The organism is Nocardioides pocheonensis, assembly GCF_003725535.1.
In the GTDB taxonomy this organism is placed as follows: Bacteria; Actinomycetota; Actinomycetes; order Propionibacteriales; family Nocardioidaceae; genus Marmoricola; species Marmoricola pocheonensis.
The window spans coordinates 135,823-152,467 of record NZ_RJSF01000009.1 but is presented as its reverse complement, the minus strand read 5'-3'; the positions used below and the strand labels follow the sequence as shown (position 1 = coordinate 152,467).

Below are 16,645 nucleotides of genomic sequence, written 5' to 3'. Positions count from 1 at the left end.
CGAGGCGGTTGCTGCGCAACCGCACCTCAACCAGCGGTGGTCGCGCACTGCGTCCAGAGGTGGTTGAGGTGCGAGCGCCAGCGAGCCTCGAAACCTCCGGGCTCGCCGCGGTCTCAGCCTTCGTAGAGCGCGGCGATCTCTTCTGCGTAGTTCGCCGCGACCACCCGGCGCTTGAGCTTCAGGGTCGGCGTCAGCTCCGCGGACTCCGCCGTCCACTCCTCCGGGAGGAGCGTCCAGCGCTTGACCTGCTCGGGCCGGGAGAGCCGGGCGTTGGCGGCGTCGACCGCCTCCTGCGCCATCGCGAGGAAGTGCGGGTGCGCGGCGAGGTCGGCGAGGCTGTCGTGCTCCAGTCCGTGCTGCTGGGCGACGACCCGCGCGATCTCGCCGTCCAGGGTGAGCACCGCGACGACGTACGGCTGGCCGTCACCGATCGCCATCGCGTGGCCGATGATCGGCGACTCCTTGAGGTAGTTCTCGATGTTGGAGGGGGCGATGTTCTTCCCCGCCGAGGTGATGATCAGCTCCTTCTTGCGGTCGACGATCGAGAAGAAGCCGTCGTCGTCGAGCGTGCCGATGTCGCCGGTGTGCACCCAGCCGTCGTCGTCGATCAGCAGGCGGGTCGCCTCGTCCTGGTGGTGGTAGCCCGGCGTGACCACGGGGCCGCGCACGAGCACCTCGCCGTCGTCGCCGAGGCGGACCTCCATGCCCGGCGTCGCGCGGCCGACCGTGCCCAGCCGGAACCCGCCGGGACCGTTCGCCGTGACCGCGCCGGTGGTCTCGGTCATGCCGTAGACGTCGAAGACCTTCAGGCCGAGGCCGGCCATGAACTTCGCGACCTCGAGCGGCATCGGTGCGGCGGCGGATCCGGCCCAGGTCACCCGGTCGAGGCCCAGCAGCAGCCTCAGGAAGGCGAGGATCGACTCGTCGGCCTTGCGGTAGGCCTCCTCGATCTCGGGGGTCATGGTGCCACCGACCTCCTGGGCCTCGACCCAGGCCAGCCCCGCGGCCATGGCCTCCCGGACCATCGCCACGTTGCCGGGGTCGGGGTCGGCCGCGAGCCTGGCGGAGAGTCCGGTCTTGATCTTCTCCCACACGCGCGGCACGCCGAAGAACGCGGTCGGGTGCACCTCGCCCAGCGTCGCGAGCAGCTCGGCCGGGTCGCCGATGGCGTGCTGGTGGCTGCCCTGGATCTGCGGGCCGTAGAGCCCGAGCACGCGCTCCGCGATGTGGGCGAGCGGCAGGTAGCTCACCGCCACCTGCGGGTCGTGCAGGCCGGCAGCCTCGAGCGTGCTGATCGCCTCGTACTGCACGTTGTGGTGGGTGAGCACCACGCCCTTCGGGTTGCCGGTGGTGCCGGACGTGTAGAGGATCGTCGCCGGCGCATCCGGGTGCAGTGCCTCGGCGCGGGCCTGGAGCTCCTCGGCATGGGTCACCCGGTGCTCCGCGCCCAGGGTGACCAGCTCGTCCCAGGTGAGGGCGTCGTCGCGGTCCGGCCGGGCCGCCGGGTCGAGGACCACGACGGCGCGGATGCTCGGGGTCGCTGCGAGGGCGTCGCTCCAGCGGGCGACGTGGTCTGCGTTCTCCAGCACCACGACCGCCGGCTGCGACTCGCGGGCGATGTAGGCGACCTGGTCGGGAGAGAGCGTGTTGTAGATCGACATCGGTGTGGCTGCGGCGTGCACGGCGCCCATGTCCGCGACGAAGTGCTCGACCCGGTTCGTCGCCATGATCGCGACGGTGTCGCCGACGGCGACGCCGCGCGCCACCAGGGCGCTGGCGACGTCGAGCGCGAGGTCGCGGGTCTGCGCCCAGGTCAGCGTCCGCCAGGACTCGCCCTCGGCCACGCCGTGGCGGTCGGAGTACGCCGGCTCGGCGCCACGTGTGCGGACGGTCTCGGCCAGCGAGTCGATGAGCGTCCGGCCCGCGATCTCCTTCTCGATCCGGGCTCGTTCCGCGAGCACGTCGCTCATCAGGCTCCCTTCCTCACCGCGTCGCGGTGCAGCTCCGTGCTCCGGTCCCGGGGTCCGAGAGCCGCGAGCGTGTATCCGAACGGGTAGGTCCGGCTGGCGTCGTGCCGGAACGGGTCGTCGGCGGCGCGGGGTGGGAGGTGCCGCAGCGCCCTGCCACGCAGCCGCACCAGGCCGTCGACGAGCCGGACCAGCCAGCCGGGCTGGGCCGGCAGCCCGAGGGCGACGCGCAGCGGCTCGTCGAGCATCGCGATCGTGACCCGGCGGACCAGCGGGCGCACGGCAGGGGGGTACCAGTGCGTGACGATCCGGATGCTGGCCTCGGCGACCCGGGTGTTCGCCGGGTCGGGCGCGAACCGCTCGGCCTCGTAGTCGTCGAGCAGGCGCTCGTAGTCGGCGTACGTCGCGGGAAGGTCCTTGATCCCCATCAGCTCGCCGAAGCGGGTGGTCACCCGGGTCATCGCCTCGACCTCGTACGGGTGCAGCGGGCGGTAGCCGTAGCGGTCGATGAACCGCTTCGGGCCGACCAGGGTCGTAGCGAGGACGTAGCGGAACTCGTGGTTCGGAATGCCGTAGTGGCCGTGGATCCGGTTGAGGTGCCGGATGGTGTCGTGCGCCCGTGGCGAGTCGACCCCGTCGACGACGGCCTCGAAGCCGATCAGCACCGTGTCGTCGTACCGCTTCTGACCGTCGTGCTCAAAGCGTCCCGTGCGGTCGAGCAGGTCGCTGATCGACGGGACCCCGTAGTCGCGCATGAAGGCGATCGAGGTGCCCTGGACGTACTCCCAGGGGAACTCGTGGTACGCCACCAGCTGGAAGATCTCGTCGAAGTCGACGGCAGGGTCCAGGCGCTCGATCCGACGCAGGTTGTCGTGCCGGCGCGGGTGGGCGAGCGCGAGCCTCACAGCCCGAGGGACCTTCCGATGATCTCCTTCTGGATCTCGGTGGTGCCGCCGTAGATCGTGGAGATCCGGCTGTCCAGGTAGGCCTTCGCGATCGGGTACTCCATCATGTAGCCGTAGCCCCCGTGGAGCTGGACGCCCTGGTTGACCAGCTTGTTCTGCAGCTCCGTGCAGTGGTACTTCGCCATCGCCGCGTCCACGGCGTCCAACCTACCGTCGAGGTGCTTGCGCAGGCAGTCGTCGAGGAAGGCGCGGGCCACGCGGGTCTCGGTCGCCATCTCGGCGATCAGGAAGCGGTTGTGCTGGAACTTGCCGATCGGCTTCCCGAACGCCTCGCGCGTCTTCGCGTAGTCCAGGCACATCTCGACCACGCCCTCGCAGGCGGCGACCGCCTGCGCGGCGATGATCAGCCGCTCCTGGGGGAGGTTCATCATCAGGTAGATGAACCCCTGGCCCTCCTCGCCGAGGAGGTTCTCCTTCGGTACGACGACGTCGGTGAACGACAGCTCCGCGGTGTCCTGGGCGTGCAGGCCGATCTTCTCGAGGTTGCGACCGCGCTCGAAGCCCTCCATGCCGCGCTCGACGACGAGGAGGCTGATCCCCTTGTGTCCGGCATCGGGGTCCGTGCGGGCCACCACGATCACGAGGTCGGAGTTGATCCCGTTGCTGATGAACGTCTTGGAGCCGTTGAGCAGGTAGTGGTCGCCCTTGTCGACGGCCGTCGTCCGCACGCCCTGCAGGTCGCTGCCCGCGCCGGGCTCGGTCATCGCGATCGCCGTGATCGTCTCGCCGCTGACGCACCCGGGGAGCCAGCGACGCTTCTGCTCGTCGTTGGCGATGCTGGTCAGGTAGGGAACGATGATGTCGGTGTGGACCGAGAAGCCGGGCCCGCTCGCTCCGGCCCGCGTCTGCTCCTCGGAGAGGATCACGTTGTAGCGGAAGTCCGAGACCCCGGGGCCGCCGTACTCCTCGGGCACGTCGAAGCACAGCAGACCCGCTTCGCCGGCCTTGAGCCACAGGTCGCGCGGCACGATGCCGTCCTTCTCCCACTGGTCGTGGTGGGGGACGACCTCCCGCTCGAAGAAGGTCCGGACGGTCTTGCGGAAGTCCTCGTGCTCGGCGGTGAAGAGGTCGCGCATGGGCTCGCTTTCGGCAGGAGAGGGCGGAAGGAACGTGACAAGGTGACTGTGACAGCAATACTGTCATCGTGCAAGGGTCGCCGCGCGCCCGCGCGGACCCTGCCAGCAGGACTGTTACAGTCGCGACGAGTCGCCGGACGGCGAAGGTAGGGGGACCCGTGAGCGCCCAGGCGCAGGACGTGCACGACGACGGCGAGATGCTCACCGTCGACGAGCTCGCCGCAGCGACCGGCCTGACCGTGCGGACCACGCGGTACTACGCCGGTCTCGGCCTGATCCCGCCGCCGGCCCGCCGCGGCCGCATGGCCTACTACTCCGCTCAGCACCGCGCCCGGCTCGAGCTGATCCGCGCGCTGCAGGACCACGGCTTCACCCTCGCCGCGATCGAGAAGTACCTCGCCCGCCTGCCCGAGGACGCCTCGGTCGAGGACCTCGCCGTGCAGCGGGCGATGCTGACCTCCTGGAAGTCCGGGGGACACGAGGTGGTGACCCGGCGCCAGCTGGAGACCCGGATCGGGCGCAGGCTCGACGACACCCAGGTCGAGCGGCTGGAGGCGATGATGAGCATCCGGCCGGTCGAGGAGGGCCGGTACGAGCTGCTGCCGGCCTTCGACGTGGGGGTGAAGTCCCTCGACCTCGACATCCCGGTGGACTCGCTCGTCGCTGCCGGCGAGGCGATCAACCGGCACATGGACGCCCTCGCCGACGAGCTCACCGCGATCCTGAAGGACCGGGTGCTCGCGCCGTACCTGGTGAGCGCGAGGACCGAGGCGGACAAGGCCCGGTTCGAGCAGACCATGTCGCGGCTGCGCCAGCTGACCCTCGAGGCCGTGGTCAGCGGCTTCCAGCGGGCGGCGAACCAGGTGATCAGCCGGTCGCTGAGCCGCTGATCCTCTGAGTCCGGTGTGCGACTCTGCGCACGTCACCAGGTTTCGGCACGCTCGGTCTCGGCTTCGCAAGCTCAGCCGAACTCGCTGCTCAACCACCGACGACCTGGTCCGCTGGCGCGTCCCAGATCACGTGCTCGGCATGATCGCCCAGGCCAGCAGGTAGCCGACGAGGGCGGCGGGGAAGGCGAAGACGAGCGCGATCACCGCGGCGACCCGGACCAGGGTCGGGTCGACGCCGAGGTAGCGGGCGAGTCCGCCGCAGACCCCGGCGATCATTTGGTCGTCCCGGGTGCGGAGCAGTCGCTTCGGGGGCTGCCCCTGGAACTGCTGGCCCGGGAACTGGGGCGCCGCGAACTGCGGGGTCTCCTGCTGGCTGCTCATCGTTCCTCCTGCTCGGGGGCCGGGCCGGCGTACTCCGGCTCCGGGGTGGTGGTGGCGTCGTCGGCCGGAAGGCCGCGGCGACGGGCGTTGCGGCTGTTCACCACGATCCCGACGAGGCCGACGACGCCGGCTCCGATCAGGACGATCGGCGCCATCAGCGCCAGGTCGGGGGCGTCCGCATTGGTGGCGGCGCCGACTGCCCAGAGCACGCTGGCTCCCAGGAAGACGAGCCCGAAGACGAGGTGGGCGATCGAGACGGGGCGGGTGTTCATCGGTACTCCACGGTGATCTGGCCGAACCTGGCGTCCAGGTCCAGCTGGAGGGGGGCGCTGGTGCTGGCGGGCACGGCGGTCAGGTGTCGTCGTGCCGCGTGGTTGAAGCCGCCGCTGTCGTCACCGGGGATGCTGACTCCGCCGGCGCCGCTCATCTTCGCGTCGATGTCGACGTTGAGGCTGCGCGGCACGATCACCTCGATGTAGCCGGTGCGCAGGTCGGCGTGGATGGTGCGGCCGGCGAGGTCGGCCGGGTCGGACACCTGGGTGAGGTCGATCCGGATGTCGCCGACGGTGTTCTTGTAGTGGCTCTGCACGTCGGCCGCGGTGGCGGGCGTCTCGTGGATGTCGCGGGCGTCGACCCCGAAGGAGCCGCCGACGACGACGCTGCCCGCCAGGGCCACGGAGGAGAAGAAGCCGATCAGGATCAGCCCTCCGGGGCGGCCGACCACGGACCCGACCAGCAGCATCACGGCCGTGATCCCGAGGGCGAGCGCCGGGTAGGCACCGTCGGCCACGTGGTGGCCGTGGTCGTAGATCCCGAGCGCTCCGAGGCCCACGGCGATCAGGGCGAGGGTCGGCCAGAACCAGATGATGCCGGTGCGCTTCGGGCGCGGCGCGACGAGCGGCGGGCGGCCGACCTGAGGCTGCCACGCGGGCGGCTGCCACGCGGGGGCAGCAGTGGGGTCCAGGACGCGCGTGTCCTCGGCGCCGTACGCCGACCCGCCGACCGGCGCGGTCGCGGCCGGTGAGGAGAAGCCGGGCGTGCCCGTCGAGCTCGCCGCCCACGCGGATGCGTCGCCGCTCGCGGGCGGGGTCGTGCCGGGGGCCGGCGGAGCTGCAGGGGCCGGACCGGGAGACCCGTTGTTGCGCCGGTCGCGAGCGATCAGGACGATCGCGACGATCACCGCGATGCTGACGATCGGCCAGCCGGCGCCGAAGCCGTTGAACGCGTCACCGACCGCGAGCAGGAAGGCGATGCCGGCGGCCGCGAGGAGCAGGATCTTCCGCGGCTCCGTCCCGATGTGGACGACCGCGTGGTCCGCGTCGTCCTCGGGCACGAACAGCCAGCAGACCGCGTAGATCACCAGCCCGGCGCCGCCGAAGAAGGTGAGCACCACCAGCAGCACGCGCAGGATGGTCGGGTCGATGTTGAAGTGCCGGCCGAGTCCGCCGGCCACGCCGGCGATGTAGCGGTTCGACGTGCTGCGACGCAGCCGGTCCAGGTCCTGGTGCGGCGGCGTCGCCTGCGGCTGCGGGGCCGGTCCCGGGTGAGGGGCCGGGCCCTGGTCGTGAAGGGTCTCGTTCATGTCTCCATCGTGTTCGCCCGCGCCGGGCGGCACCATCGGGGACGCCCCTGATCCTGGGCGCCGCGCACCCCGGCCACCTCAGGGGCTGCTCAGGGACGCGGCCGGGGCCGGATCAGGGGTCGGACCCGATGTCGCGACCCGCACGTGATGCCACGATGGGACCGTGAGCACCCCCCTGACCGAGCCCGGGATCGATCCGTTCCCGCGCAAGGCCTACCGCCAGCCCGACGAGGCGATCATCGGCGGCGTCGCCGCGGGCCTGGCCGAGCACCTCGGCCTGCCCGTCCTCGGGGTGCGCGTCGCGTTCATCGTGCTCGCGGTGATGGGCGGGTTCGGGCTGGTCTTCTACGCGGGCCTGTGGATGGTGCTTCCGGCGCGCCGGCACTTCGCGGACCAGGCGCCCGGCCTCGCGGCGGCCGAGCGGCAGGGCAAGCGGCGGCCGGGCCGGGTCCACCGGCTCGCCGACCTCGGGCCGCTGGTCGCGACCGGGGCGATCGCTCTCGGCGTGGCCGCGATGTTCGCGCTGGTCACCGGTCAGGGCGTCCTGTTCTGGCCGGTGGTCCTGGGCATCGCCGGGGTCGCTGTGCTCTGGCGGCAGGCCGACGAGGCGCAGCGCGAGCGCTGGCTCGACCCGTCGGGCCGGATCGGGATCGTGCGTGCCGTGGTCGGGCTCGGTGGCCTCGCGTCGTACCTGCGGCTCCTCGTCGGCGGCTTCCTCGTGGTCTCCGCGATCATGCTGTTCTCCCTCGTCAGCGGGGACTGGGCGGCCGCGCGCAACGTCGGCCTCGCGGCCGTCCTGTGCTTCATCGGGCTCGGCTTCATCGTCGGTCCGTGGCTGGTCCGGCTCTCCTCCGACCTGAGCGAGGAGCGCACCGAGCGGATCCGGTCCCAGGAGCGCGCCGACGTCGCCGCCCACCTGCACGACTCGGTGCTGCAGACGCTCGCGCTGATCCAGAAGTCGGCGCACGACCCGGCGACCGTCGCCCGGCTGGCCCGCTCCCAGGAGCGTGACCTGCGGTCGTGGCTGTTCGACTCGACCGGCGGCGACCCGACCACGTTCGCCGCGGCGCTGCGCACGATCGCCGGCGAGGTCGACGACGCGTACGGCGTGCCGGTGGAGGTCGTCTGCGTCGGTGACGCCCCGGTCTCCGAGCGGCTCCGGCCGATCGTGCTCGCCACCCGTGAGGCCGCGGTGAACGCCGCGCGGCACGCCGGCGCCGCCCGGGTCGACGTGTACGCCGAGGCGGCACCCGACCGCGTCGAGGTGTTCGTCCGCGACCGGGGCGCCGGGTTCGACCCCGACGCCGTGCCGCAGGACCGCCACGGGCTCCGCGACAGCATCGTCGACCGGATGCACCGGCACGGCGGATCGGCGGAGATCAGGAGCCGGCCCGGCGAGGGCACCGAGATCCGGCTGACCCAACCGCTAGGAGACCAACGATGACCAGGCACAGCGTCGTGATCGTCGACGACCACGCGATGTTCCGCGCAGGCGTGCGCGCCGAGCTCGGTGACGCCGTCGAGGTGCTCGCCGAGGCCGCGGACGTCGACGAGGCCGTCGCCGCGGTGATCGCCCAGCAACCCGAGGTGGTGCTGCTCGACGTGCACCTGCCCGGGGGCGGCGGGGCCGACGTGATCCGGCGTACGCACGGGAAGGCGGCGGACACGCGCTTCCTCGCGCTCAGCGTCTCCGACGCGGCCGAGGACGTGATCGGAACGATCCGGGCCGGCGCTCGCGGCTACGTCACCAAGACGATCACCGGAGCCGAGCTGGTCGCGGCGATCGACCGGGTGGCGGCCGGCGACGCGGTCTTCTCGCCGCGGCTCGCCGGCTTCGTGCTCGACGCCTTCGCGGGCACGATCGAGGTCGCGGCCGTCGACGAGGACCTCGACCGGCTCACCGAGAGGGAGCGCGAGGTGATGCGGCTGATCGCCCGCGGGTACTCCTACAAGGAGGTGGCCTCGGAGCTGTTCATCTCGATCAAGACCGTCGAGACCCACATGGGCTCGGTGCTCCGCAAGCTCCAGCTCTCCTCGCGCCACGAGCTCACCCGCTGGGCCTCGGAGCGACGCCTGCTGTGATCTTCGCTGGCTCAACCACCGGGCGGCGCGGGTCAGGACGGCAGCAGGGTCGCCCAGGCGGGCCGCCAGCGCGGTGTGCGCTGCTGCATCTCCCAGCCCAGCGCCCGCAGGCTGTGGCCCTGCCCGATGTACCAGGACGGCAGGCTGTCGAAGGCCCGGTCGAGGGTGATCCGGCCGCCGTCGAAGCGGACGCGGGCGGCGATCCAGGCACCGGAGTCGTCGCCGGCCTCGGCCCGGTGCAGCTCCTGCAGCACGTTGGTCAGGCTGGCCATCGCCGACTCCGACAGCGGCAGGTCGTCGGTGAGCGGCACGATCTCGCCCTGGTCGACGCAGACGACGTGCTCGAACGGCACCCGGGGGTCGGTGATCCGGGCCCACCGGGCCAGCAGGGTCGGGCGTTCGGGCAGTCCCCGGTCGCACTCCCCGGTGTCCCGCATCTGACGGTGGATCTGCTCCTTGAGCCGGTTGCGGATCGTGCCCTGGGCGGCGACCCTCGCCACGCCCTGCGCCTCCTTGAGCAGCACCGAGTCGGTCTCCCCGGCCCGGGCGGCAGCCACCAGTCGCGGGTCGGCCCGCAGGAGCGGGGCGAGCAGGTCGACGACCCCGTCGAACATGCCCGTGGTGCTGGTGTCCCAGCCGTCGCGCGAGTACCACGCGAGGAAGCCCGGGCGGGTCACGCGGATCGAGCGCCAGACCGCGTCCGAGGAGGCCCAGTCCGGTGCGCCGGCGAGCACGTCGATCCGGGCCGTCACCGCGTCGGTCGTGGCCTCGGCGACGCGTCCCCAGATCACGGCGCGACCACCGCTGATCCGCTGCATGGAGGCCCAGGAGTCACCGAGCCGGTAGTGCATCACGTGCTCGTCGGTGTCGAGCTCGGAGGCGGCGCCCTCCGGGAGGAGGCCCGCGTCGGCGAGCACGGCCCACGACCACCACAGGTCGTCGGCGGACGCGAGGTCGTCCGCTTCCATGTCGCGATTGTGCTCCCTTCCCGGTGGGATCGGTACGAGATCCGGTGGCGAGCCGCGGACCGCTACTCGGCGACCTGGGCGAGCGAGGTGTCGACCAGCCACTCCACCGGCGCCAGGTCGTCGGTGTAGACGTGGCCGCCGCGCAGCGCCGGGGCGAGGCGCTCGGAGGTGGCCACGGCGACGACCGCCAGCTCGGTGGGCAGCGGGGCCGCGGCCGCCCGCAGTCGCCCGGCGGGGTCCGTCGCCGTGCTCCCGACCAGCATGGAGTTGGTCTGCTCCGCGGGGTCGCGCCAGACGTTCGCGTCGCCGAACTCGGCCCGCATCGTGGCCGAGAGCACCTTCTCGAGCTGGTCGGACTGCTCCGGGTGCCCGACGTTGATGACCACGAGGCCGCCCGGCGCGAGGTGCTCGCGCACGAGCGCGAAGAATTCCCGGGTCGCGAGGTAGAAGGGGATGTAGGGCTGCCGATAGGCGTCGACCATGATCACGTCGAAGCGCTGCGTGGTCGAGCGCAGCCAGGGCCGGGCGTCGGCGGTGTGGGTGCGCAGGTGCGGGCCGCCGAGGCCGAAGAGCCGGTGCCCGACCTGGGTGAGCGCGGGGTCGATCTCGACCGCGTCGACGGTCGTGTCTGGGAAGTAGTGGCCGATCGCGCGGGCCGTCGTACCGGCCGCGTTGCCGAGGATCGCCACGGAGCGCGGCGGCGCGTGGCCACCGGCGAGCGCGAGCACCAGCATCTCGTCCCAGTAGTCGCCGGTGAGCCACTCGCCCGGGCGGTACAGCGAGTGCACGGCGTGCCCCTCGTTGAGCTCGAGCGTGCGCTGTCCGTCGGAGGCCTGGAGCACGCGGGCGTACTGGTACTCGGTCTCCTTCTCCCAGATCACCCGCCCGGACCCGTCGACCGCCTTCACCGTGCCGGTCGGGAGGGCGACCAGGCCCAGGATCGTCAGCGGCACGAGGGCCGCGAGCCACCGCCGCCCGCTCAGGTGGGGGAGCGCCGCGAGCGCCATCGCCGCCGCGAGCAGCAGGAAGGTGCGGCGGGTGCCGACGACGGGGATCAGCAGCAGCGCGGAGAGGAACGTGCCGACCAGCGAGCCCACCGTGGAGATCGCGTAGAGGCGACCGGTGGTGCGACCGGCGTCGCCGACGTGCTCGACCTCGAGGCGCACGGCGTACGGCGACACCATGCCGAGCAGCACGAGCGGAACGGCGATGAGGGCTCCGACCCCGAGCAGCGAGCCCACGAAGGTCGCGGCGCTGAGCTGGTCGACGGCCCGCACCGCCTGGTGCAGGAAGGGTCCGCTCACGAACGGCACGACGGCCAGCAGCGCGGCGGCGACGAGCACGATCCGCGCGAGCCCGGCCGGGTACGGCGCCCGGTCGGCGAGCCGACCGCCCAGCGCGTAGCCGATCGACAGTGCCACCAGCACGACCGCGATGGTGTTCGCCCACACGATCGTGCTCGCGCCGAACCACGGGGCGAGCAGCCGTGCCGCCGCGATCTCGGCCCCCAGCGATCCCGCGCCGACGGTGAAGACCAACAGCTCGAGCGAGCGGGACCGGTGCGCCACGGTGTGAACCTATCCGGCACCCGGACGGCCCGGCCGGGTCACCGAGGGCTCAGGACCTGCGCCGCCGACGAGAGCAGCTCCTCGAGCTCCGTCGTGAAGTCGGCCAGCAGCTCCTTGACGTCCGGGACCAGCGCGCGGTCGACGCACAGCCCGACCGTCACCTCGCCGTTGTAGCTGAAGATCGCGACGCCGAGGCCGAGCTCGCCCGACGTCGGCACCCAGCCGATCGTCCCGCGCAGCGGCACGCCGGCCAGCGTGACCGTACGACGCGGACCCGGCACGTTCGTCATCACGCCGGTGCCCTTGGAGGCGAACACGTCGATCGCGAGGTTCTCCACGGCCGCGGGGGCCAGGCCGATCAGCTCGAGGATGCCGTAGGCGACGAACCCCTCGGCGGAGTGCTTGATCGCGGTCATCCGCCGGGACATCTCCCGCAGCCGGTGGTCGCGCCGGGCGGTGGTCAGCGGCAACGACAGGTAGACCAGCCCGAACTTGTTGCCGAGCTCGGCCGGCAGCGGACGGTCGAGCGCCCGCAGGTTGAACGGCACGATCGCGCGGATGTCGTGGACGGGGCTGCGCCGGCGCACGAGGTGGGTGCGGAGCGCGCCGGCGACGGCAGCGAGCAGCACGTCGTTGACGGTGGCCCCGGCCTGGTGGCCGAAGTCCTTGATCCGGGACAGCGCGATCGGCTCGGACCACACCACGGCCTTCTCCCCACCCGCCGTGCCGCGCAGGGCCGTGTGGTGGTCGGCGGGGATCAGCACGAGCTTGGCCAGCGCCGTCGCGTCGGACACCGCCGCCTGCGCGAGGGTGGCCGCCCGCAGCGGATGGGTCGCCAGCCCGATCGCCTCGTGCCACATGCCGTCCAGGGCGCCGATCAGGCTGAGGCCGTGCTCCTCGGCCGGCTCGGCGATCTGGACCTCCTCGGCCGGGTCGTCGGTCAGCGACAGCAGCACCCGGGCGAGCGCGATCCCGTCGGCGATCGCGTGGTGCATCCGGAAGAACAGCGCGCACCCGCTCCCGGCGTACGGCTCGACCACGTAGAGGTCCCACAGCGGCCGGGCGCGGTCGAGCGGCATGCTGAGCTGCCGAGCCACGAACTCCTCGAGCTCGGTGCGGCCCGCCGGCGCCGGCAGCTGCACGGCGTGCAGGTGCTCCTCGAGGTCGAAGTCCACGGCGTCCTCCCACCACACGCCGTGGTCCTCGACCGCGCGCTGCCGGAAGCGCGGGAACCGGTCGACCAGCCGCTCCTGCAGGACCTTGCGCAGGCTGATGGCATCGATCGGCTCCTCGAACCACATCACCGAGTTGACCACCATCAGGTTGGTCGGCCGGTCCATGCGCAGCCAGGCAGCGTCCGCCGGGGCCATGCGGTGTCGGGTCATCGGGCCACCTTCGCCTTCCTGTGTGTGGTCCTGCCGGTCCTGGTGCCGGCGAGCGCCGCGAGCTCGGCGAAACCGGCGGTGATGCCGTCCACGAGCACGTCGGCGTCCGGCATCGAGTCGCGGTCGGTGGTCACCCCGAGCAGCAGCCGGCCGTCGTACGTCGTGACGGCGATGCCGCTGCGCAGCCGGTCGCCGATCGGCACGTAGGGGAACGTCGCGACCATCCGCCGCCCGGCCAGGTAGAGCGGCCGCGTCGGGCCGGGCACGTTGGTGACCACGGTGGTGAGGTTGCGGTGCGGCATCCGGAAGGCCAGGTGCAGGAACGCGGCCAGCGGCAGCGCCGGGAGCGCGTCGGCGATACCGGTGATCTGCTCACCGACCTGGGCCTCGTGGGAGTCCTTGAGGGCGCGCATCCGGATCGCGACCTCCGTGAGCCGGTCGTGCGGGTCGGCGATCTCGACCGGCAGCTCGGCGAGGATCGCGGAGACGCGGTTGTCCAGGTGCCCGCGCTGGTCGGGATGGCGCACCGACACCGGGACCAGCGTGCGCACCTTGTGCGCCGAGGGCTCCTCCCCGCGCGCCAGCAGCAGCTCGCGGAAGCCGCGGGTGACGGCGGCGAGGACCAGGTCGTTGACGGTGCCGCCGAGCCGCCGGTGCACGTCGAGCACTCTGGCGAGGTCGACCTCGGTCCAGGCGTAGCCACGGTCGCGACCGATCGGGCCGACCAGCGAGGTGCCGTCCGTCGGGCGGGCGTTCGTGGCGTACCCGATGAGGCCGCGCGCGGCGGCGTACACGGACTCAGCCGCCGCGCGCGGGTGCCGGAGCCCACCACCGAGGGCTGCGCCGGCAGTCTGGGGAAGGGACGTGAGCTCGGACAGCCGCAGCGCAACGCCGTCCCTCACGGCGTCCGCGACGAGTCGTACGCCGCCCGGCGCACGCCCCGGATGCCAGTCGTCCCCCCTGACGGCGTCGCCGTCCGGACTGGCATCGAGCAGGGTGGAGAGGAGGTCGGTGCCGGCGATGCCGTCGACCATGGTGTGGTGCACCTTGGTCAGCAGCGCCCAGCCGCCGTCGGCGAGCCCCTCGAGCACCCAGTCCTCCCAGAGCGGAGCCGTGTGGTCCAGCGGCTCGGAGAGCAGCCGCTCGACCAGTCCGCGCAGCTCCGCGTGTCCGCCCGGTGCGGGTACGGCGGCACGATGGACGTGCCGACCCAGGTCGAAGTCCGGGTCGTCGACCCACACCGGGCGGCCCAGGGCGAACGGCACGCCGACCAGCCGCTGCCGGCACCGCGGTGCCAGCGGCAGCTTCCGCGCGATGGCTGCGCGCACCTCCTGATGAGTCGGAACGGGTCCTGCGAACAGCGCCAGGCTGGCGATGTGCAGGGCCGCGGTCCGGTTCTCGACGTGGAGGAATGCTGAGTCGAGCGCACTCGTCCGGTCCATGTCTCATCTCAACCCAGCGCGCACAGGAGTGTCCCGGGGCAAAGGTCGCCGGGTCCGGGGACGTTGGGCCCCTGCCTCGCAGCGCCGGGCGGCCTAGCGTCGGAGGTGAGAAGGAGATGTGTGATGAGCGAGCTCGAAAGGCCTTCCGACGACACCCTGCGCGACCGGGCGATCACGATCCTGAAGAAGCGGCGCGACTTCCACGCCCACCTGCTGGTCTACGTGCTGTTCAACGCCGGCCTGGTCGTGGTCTGGGCGACCGCCACCCCGACCGCGTTCTTCTGGCCGGTCTTCCCGCTGGCCTTCTGGGGGATCGGCGTGGTCATGAACGCGTGGGACGTCTACCTGTCCGCCGACTTCAGCGAGGACCGGATCCAGCGGCAGATGCACCGGCTGCAGGGCGGGCACTGACCGTCCTCACGGTGAGTGAATGCGCATAAACCACCCATTTCGGTCATACCCCGGACGGGCTCGGCCTTCTAGCGTCGGGACGTCGTCGCGCCACCGGGGGTGGTGGCCCGACCCGACCGGAAGGGGACCGATGCACCGCTCACACCTGCGCTCGCCCGAACGTCGGCGCACGCTCGCGATCCTGGCCGGCGCCGTGCTCGTGGCCGCGGGGCAGCTGGGGCTGGCCGCCGGGGCCCAGGCCGACTCCAGGCCGGCGGTCGACGTCGCGGAGCCGAGCGTGTCCGGGACCTCGGCGTCCGTCTCGTTCACGGTCAACCGGGGACGACAGGCGATCGCGGACGCCACCTGCACGCTGACCGACGTCGCCGACGTCGTCACCCCCGTGCCTTGCGGTGCGCCGGCAGCCGGGCCGGTACGCCGGTCGACGGCGTACGCGACCACGTTGACCGACCTCGCTCCGGGCCGGCAGGTGTTCGTCGTGAGCATCACCCTCACCGACGGCGGCACCGCGACCGGCGCCCAGGCGTTCACCGTCGACGAGCCGGCACCGGTCGAGTTCGCCGCGTCGGACGCGTCGTGCCGGGCCCTGCCCGGCGGCGTGTTCGTGGCCCACGAGTCCTGGTGGCAGGTGTGGTCGTGCGAGTTCGAGGCGACCACGACCGATGCCGGCGCCGCAGCATCCGCCGAGCTCGGCCCGCTCTGCCTCGCCGACGGCGGCATCGGCTTCGGCGGCGGCCTGGTCGCGCCCGGCCGCTACCAGGCGAGCTGCTGGCTGACCTGAACGGAGCGTGTCCCTGCCGAACCCGACGCGCCCTCACCTTCCGGTGAGGACGATGGCATCCTGACCCGATGCAGCCCGTCCATGTGTGGATCCGCTCCGAGGCCCGCGGTACCGAGCGGCGCGCGCCCGTCGTACCGGCCGACGTCCCGCTGTTGCTGGACGCCGGGTTCGAGGTGACGGTCGAGGAGTCGCCGCAGCGCATCTTCACCGTCGAGGAGTACGCCGCGGCCGGGGCGTCCGTCGCGGGCGAGGGCACCTGGGTCGACGCGCCCCACGACGCCTACGTGCTCGGGATCAAGGAGCTCCCCGACGAGCCCGCGTCCCTGCGCCACCGGCACATCTACTTCGCGCACGCGTTCAAGGGCCAGGACGACGCCCGGCGCACCCTGGAACGGTTCCGCCGCGGCGGAGGCCGGCTGCTCGACATCGAGTACCTCACCGACACGGACGGCAAGCGTGTGGTCGCGTTCGGCTACTGGGCCGGCTACGTGGGCGCCGCTCTCGGCGTCCTGCACCTGGCCGGCACGCTGACCGTGCCGCTCGCCCCCATGGCCAGGCACGAGCTGGACGCGCAGCTGGAGCAGGCCGGGAAGGACGGGGCCGACCTGCTGCTGGCGCTGGTCACCGGAGGGCGCGGGCGTTCCGGGCGCGGCGCCCACGGCGCCCTCTTGACCGCCGGTGTGCCGGTCACCCGGTGGGACCTCCGCGAGACCCGGGATCTGCACAAGCAGGCGCTCCTCGGCCACGACCTGCTGGTGAACTGCGTGGTGACGCACACCCCGACGACGCCGTTCCTGGAACGCGCAGACCTCGACCACGAGCGCCGGCTCCGAGTCCTCGCGGACGTGACCTGCGACGTCACCGGCCCCACCAACATGCTCCCGGTGAACACCGAGATCACCACGTGGGAGGAGCCGGTCCGGCGACTGCACAGCGGCAACCCGGAGCAGGGGACCGCGCCGCTGGAGGTCATCGCCATCGACAACCTGCCCTCGCTGCTGCCACGGGAGGCGAGCGAGGGGTTCAGCGCCGACCTGACTCCCCACCTGCTCGGACTGGCCGAGGAGGGCCGGCCGTCGGTGCCCTGGCAGGCTGCCGGCCGCGCCTTCGACGAGGCGATCGGACGACTCGAGGCCTGATGCAGACT

The 16,645-nt window shown here is 72.3% G+C and carries 16 protein-coding genes; 6 read left to right on the top strand and 10 right to left on the bottom strand.

The features are described 5' to 3' along the window. Positions 1-113 precede the first annotated feature (113 nt). The 3 genes from EFL26_RS05590 to EFL26_RS05580 are packed head-to-tail and all read right to left on the bottom strand — an operon-like array spanning position 114 to position 4,008. A complete protein-coding gene (locus EFL26_RS05590; RefSeq protein ID WP_123221910.1) occupies positions 114-1,970 on the bottom strand; it encodes an AMP-dependent synthetase/ligase in 1,857 nt (618 codons plus the stop codon). Continuing rightward, positions 1,970-2,872, bottom strand: a complete 903-nt coding sequence (locus EFL26_RS05585; RefSeq protein ID WP_123221909.1) for an oxygenase MpaB family protein — start codon at positions 2,870-2,872, stop codon at positions 1,970-1,972. Before EFL26_RS05585 ends, EFL26_RS05590 begins: the two co-directional genes overlap by 1 nt. Beyond that, the gene (locus tag EFL26_RS05580) at positions 2,869-4,008 is read right to left on the bottom strand and encodes an acyl-CoA dehydrogenase family protein (protein ID WP_123221908.1); all 1,140 of its coding nucleotides are present in this window, start codon (positions 4,006-4,008) and stop codon (positions 2,869-2,871) included. The genes EFL26_RS05585 and EFL26_RS05580 overlap by 4 nt, the downstream gene beginning before the upstream one ends. A gap of 158 nt (positions 4,009-4,166) precedes the next feature. On the opposite strand from EFL26_RS05580, the gene EFL26_RS05575 reads away from it, so the two are divergent. Continuing rightward, a complete protein-coding gene (locus tag EFL26_RS05575; RefSeq protein WP_246000037.1) occupies positions 4,167-4,898 on the top strand; it encodes a MerR family transcriptional regulator in 732 nt (243 codons plus the stop codon). A gap of 126 nt (positions 4,899-5,024) precedes the next feature. Here the strand turns inward: EFL26_RS05575 and EFL26_RS05570 are convergent, their stop codons facing one another. From EFL26_RS05570 to EFL26_RS05560, 3 genes are read right to left on the bottom strand one after another with little or no spacing between them, the layout of a single operon-like run. Continuing rightward, a complete protein-coding gene (locus tag EFL26_RS05570) occupies positions 5,025-5,279 on the bottom strand; it encodes a PspC domain-containing protein (RefSeq protein ID WP_123221907.1) in 255 nt (84 codons plus the stop codon). After that, positions 5,276-5,551: a hypothetical protein gene (locus EFL26_RS05565; protein WP_123221906.1), complete on the bottom strand. Its 276-nt coding sequence runs from the start codon at positions 5,549-5,551 to the stop codon at positions 5,276-5,278. Before EFL26_RS05565 ends, EFL26_RS05570 begins: the two co-directional genes overlap by 4 nt. Next, positions 5,548-6,861 carry a PspC domain-containing protein gene (locus EFL26_RS05560; protein WP_183408042.1) on the bottom strand — a complete coding sequence of 438 codons (1,314 nt, stop codon included), beginning with the start codon at positions 6,859-6,861 and terminating at the stop codon, positions 5,548-5,550. Before EFL26_RS05560 ends, EFL26_RS05565 begins: the two co-directional genes overlap by 4 nt. A gap of 163 nt (positions 6,862-7,024) precedes the next feature. Here EFL26_RS05560 and EFL26_RS05555 point away from each other — a divergent pair, with 163 nt between their 5' ends. Next, positions 7,025-8,305, top strand: coding sequence for an ATP-binding protein (locus EFL26_RS05555; RefSeq protein WP_246000036.1), 1,281 nt, complete (start codon positions 7,025-7,027; stop codon positions 8,303-8,305). Then, positions 8,302-8,943 carry a LuxR C-terminal-related transcriptional regulator gene (locus tag EFL26_RS05550; RefSeq protein WP_123221904.1) on the top strand — a complete coding sequence of 214 codons (642 nt, stop codon included), beginning with the start codon at positions 8,302-8,304 and terminating at the stop codon, positions 8,941-8,943. Before EFL26_RS05555 ends, EFL26_RS05550 begins: the two co-directional genes overlap by 4 nt. 32 nt (positions 8,944-8,975) lie before the next feature. Here the strand turns inward: EFL26_RS05550 and EFL26_RS05545 are convergent, their stop codons facing one another. The 4 genes from EFL26_RS05545 to EFL26_RS05530 form a co-directional block, all read right to left on the bottom strand. Then, positions 8,976-9,911 (bottom strand): hypothetical protein, encoded by a 936-nt coding sequence (locus EFL26_RS05545; RefSeq protein WP_123221903.1) that lies wholly within the window; start codon positions 9,909-9,911, stop codon positions 8,976-8,978. A gap of 62 nt (positions 9,912-9,973) precedes the next feature. Then, positions 9,974-11,479, bottom strand: a complete 1,506-nt coding sequence (locus tag EFL26_RS05540; protein ID WP_123221902.1) for a spermidine synthase — start codon at positions 11,477-11,479, stop codon at positions 9,974-9,976. A gap of 38 nt (positions 11,480-11,517) precedes the next feature. Next, complete coding sequence (locus tag EFL26_RS05535) at positions 11,518-12,864, bottom strand: wax ester/triacylglycerol synthase family O-acyltransferase (protein WP_123221901.1); 1,347 nt, start codon at positions 12,862-12,864, stop codon at positions 11,518-11,520. Next, on the bottom strand, positions 12,861-14,306 hold the full coding sequence (locus tag EFL26_RS05530; protein WP_123221900.1) for a wax ester/triacylglycerol synthase family O-acyltransferase: 1,446 nt from the start codon (positions 14,304-14,306) through the stop codon (positions 12,861-12,863). The genes EFL26_RS05535 and EFL26_RS05530 overlap by 4 nt, the downstream gene beginning before the upstream one ends. 123 nt (positions 14,307-14,429) lie before the next feature. Here EFL26_RS05530 and EFL26_RS05525 point away from each other — a divergent pair, with 123 nt between their 5' ends. The 3 genes from EFL26_RS05525 (at position 14,430) to EFL26_RS05515 (ending at position 16,637) form a co-directional block, all read left to right on the top strand. Next, positions 14,430-14,717 carry a 2TM domain-containing protein gene (locus EFL26_RS05525; protein WP_123221899.1) on the top strand — a complete coding sequence of 96 codons (288 nt, stop codon included), beginning with the start codon at positions 14,430-14,432 and terminating at the stop codon, positions 14,715-14,717. Between the two features lie 130 nt (positions 14,718-14,847). Next, positions 14,848-15,498, top strand: a complete 651-nt coding sequence (locus EFL26_RS05520; protein WP_123221898.1) for a hypothetical protein — start codon at positions 14,848-14,850, stop codon at positions 15,496-15,498. Positions 15,499-15,566: 68 nt separating this feature from the next. Next, the gene (locus EFL26_RS05515; protein WP_123221897.1) at positions 15,567-16,637 is read left to right on the top strand and encodes a saccharopine dehydrogenase; all 1,071 of its coding nucleotides are present in this window, start codon (positions 15,567-15,569) and stop codon (positions 16,635-16,637) included. Positions 16,638-16,645: the final 8 nt, after the last annotated feature.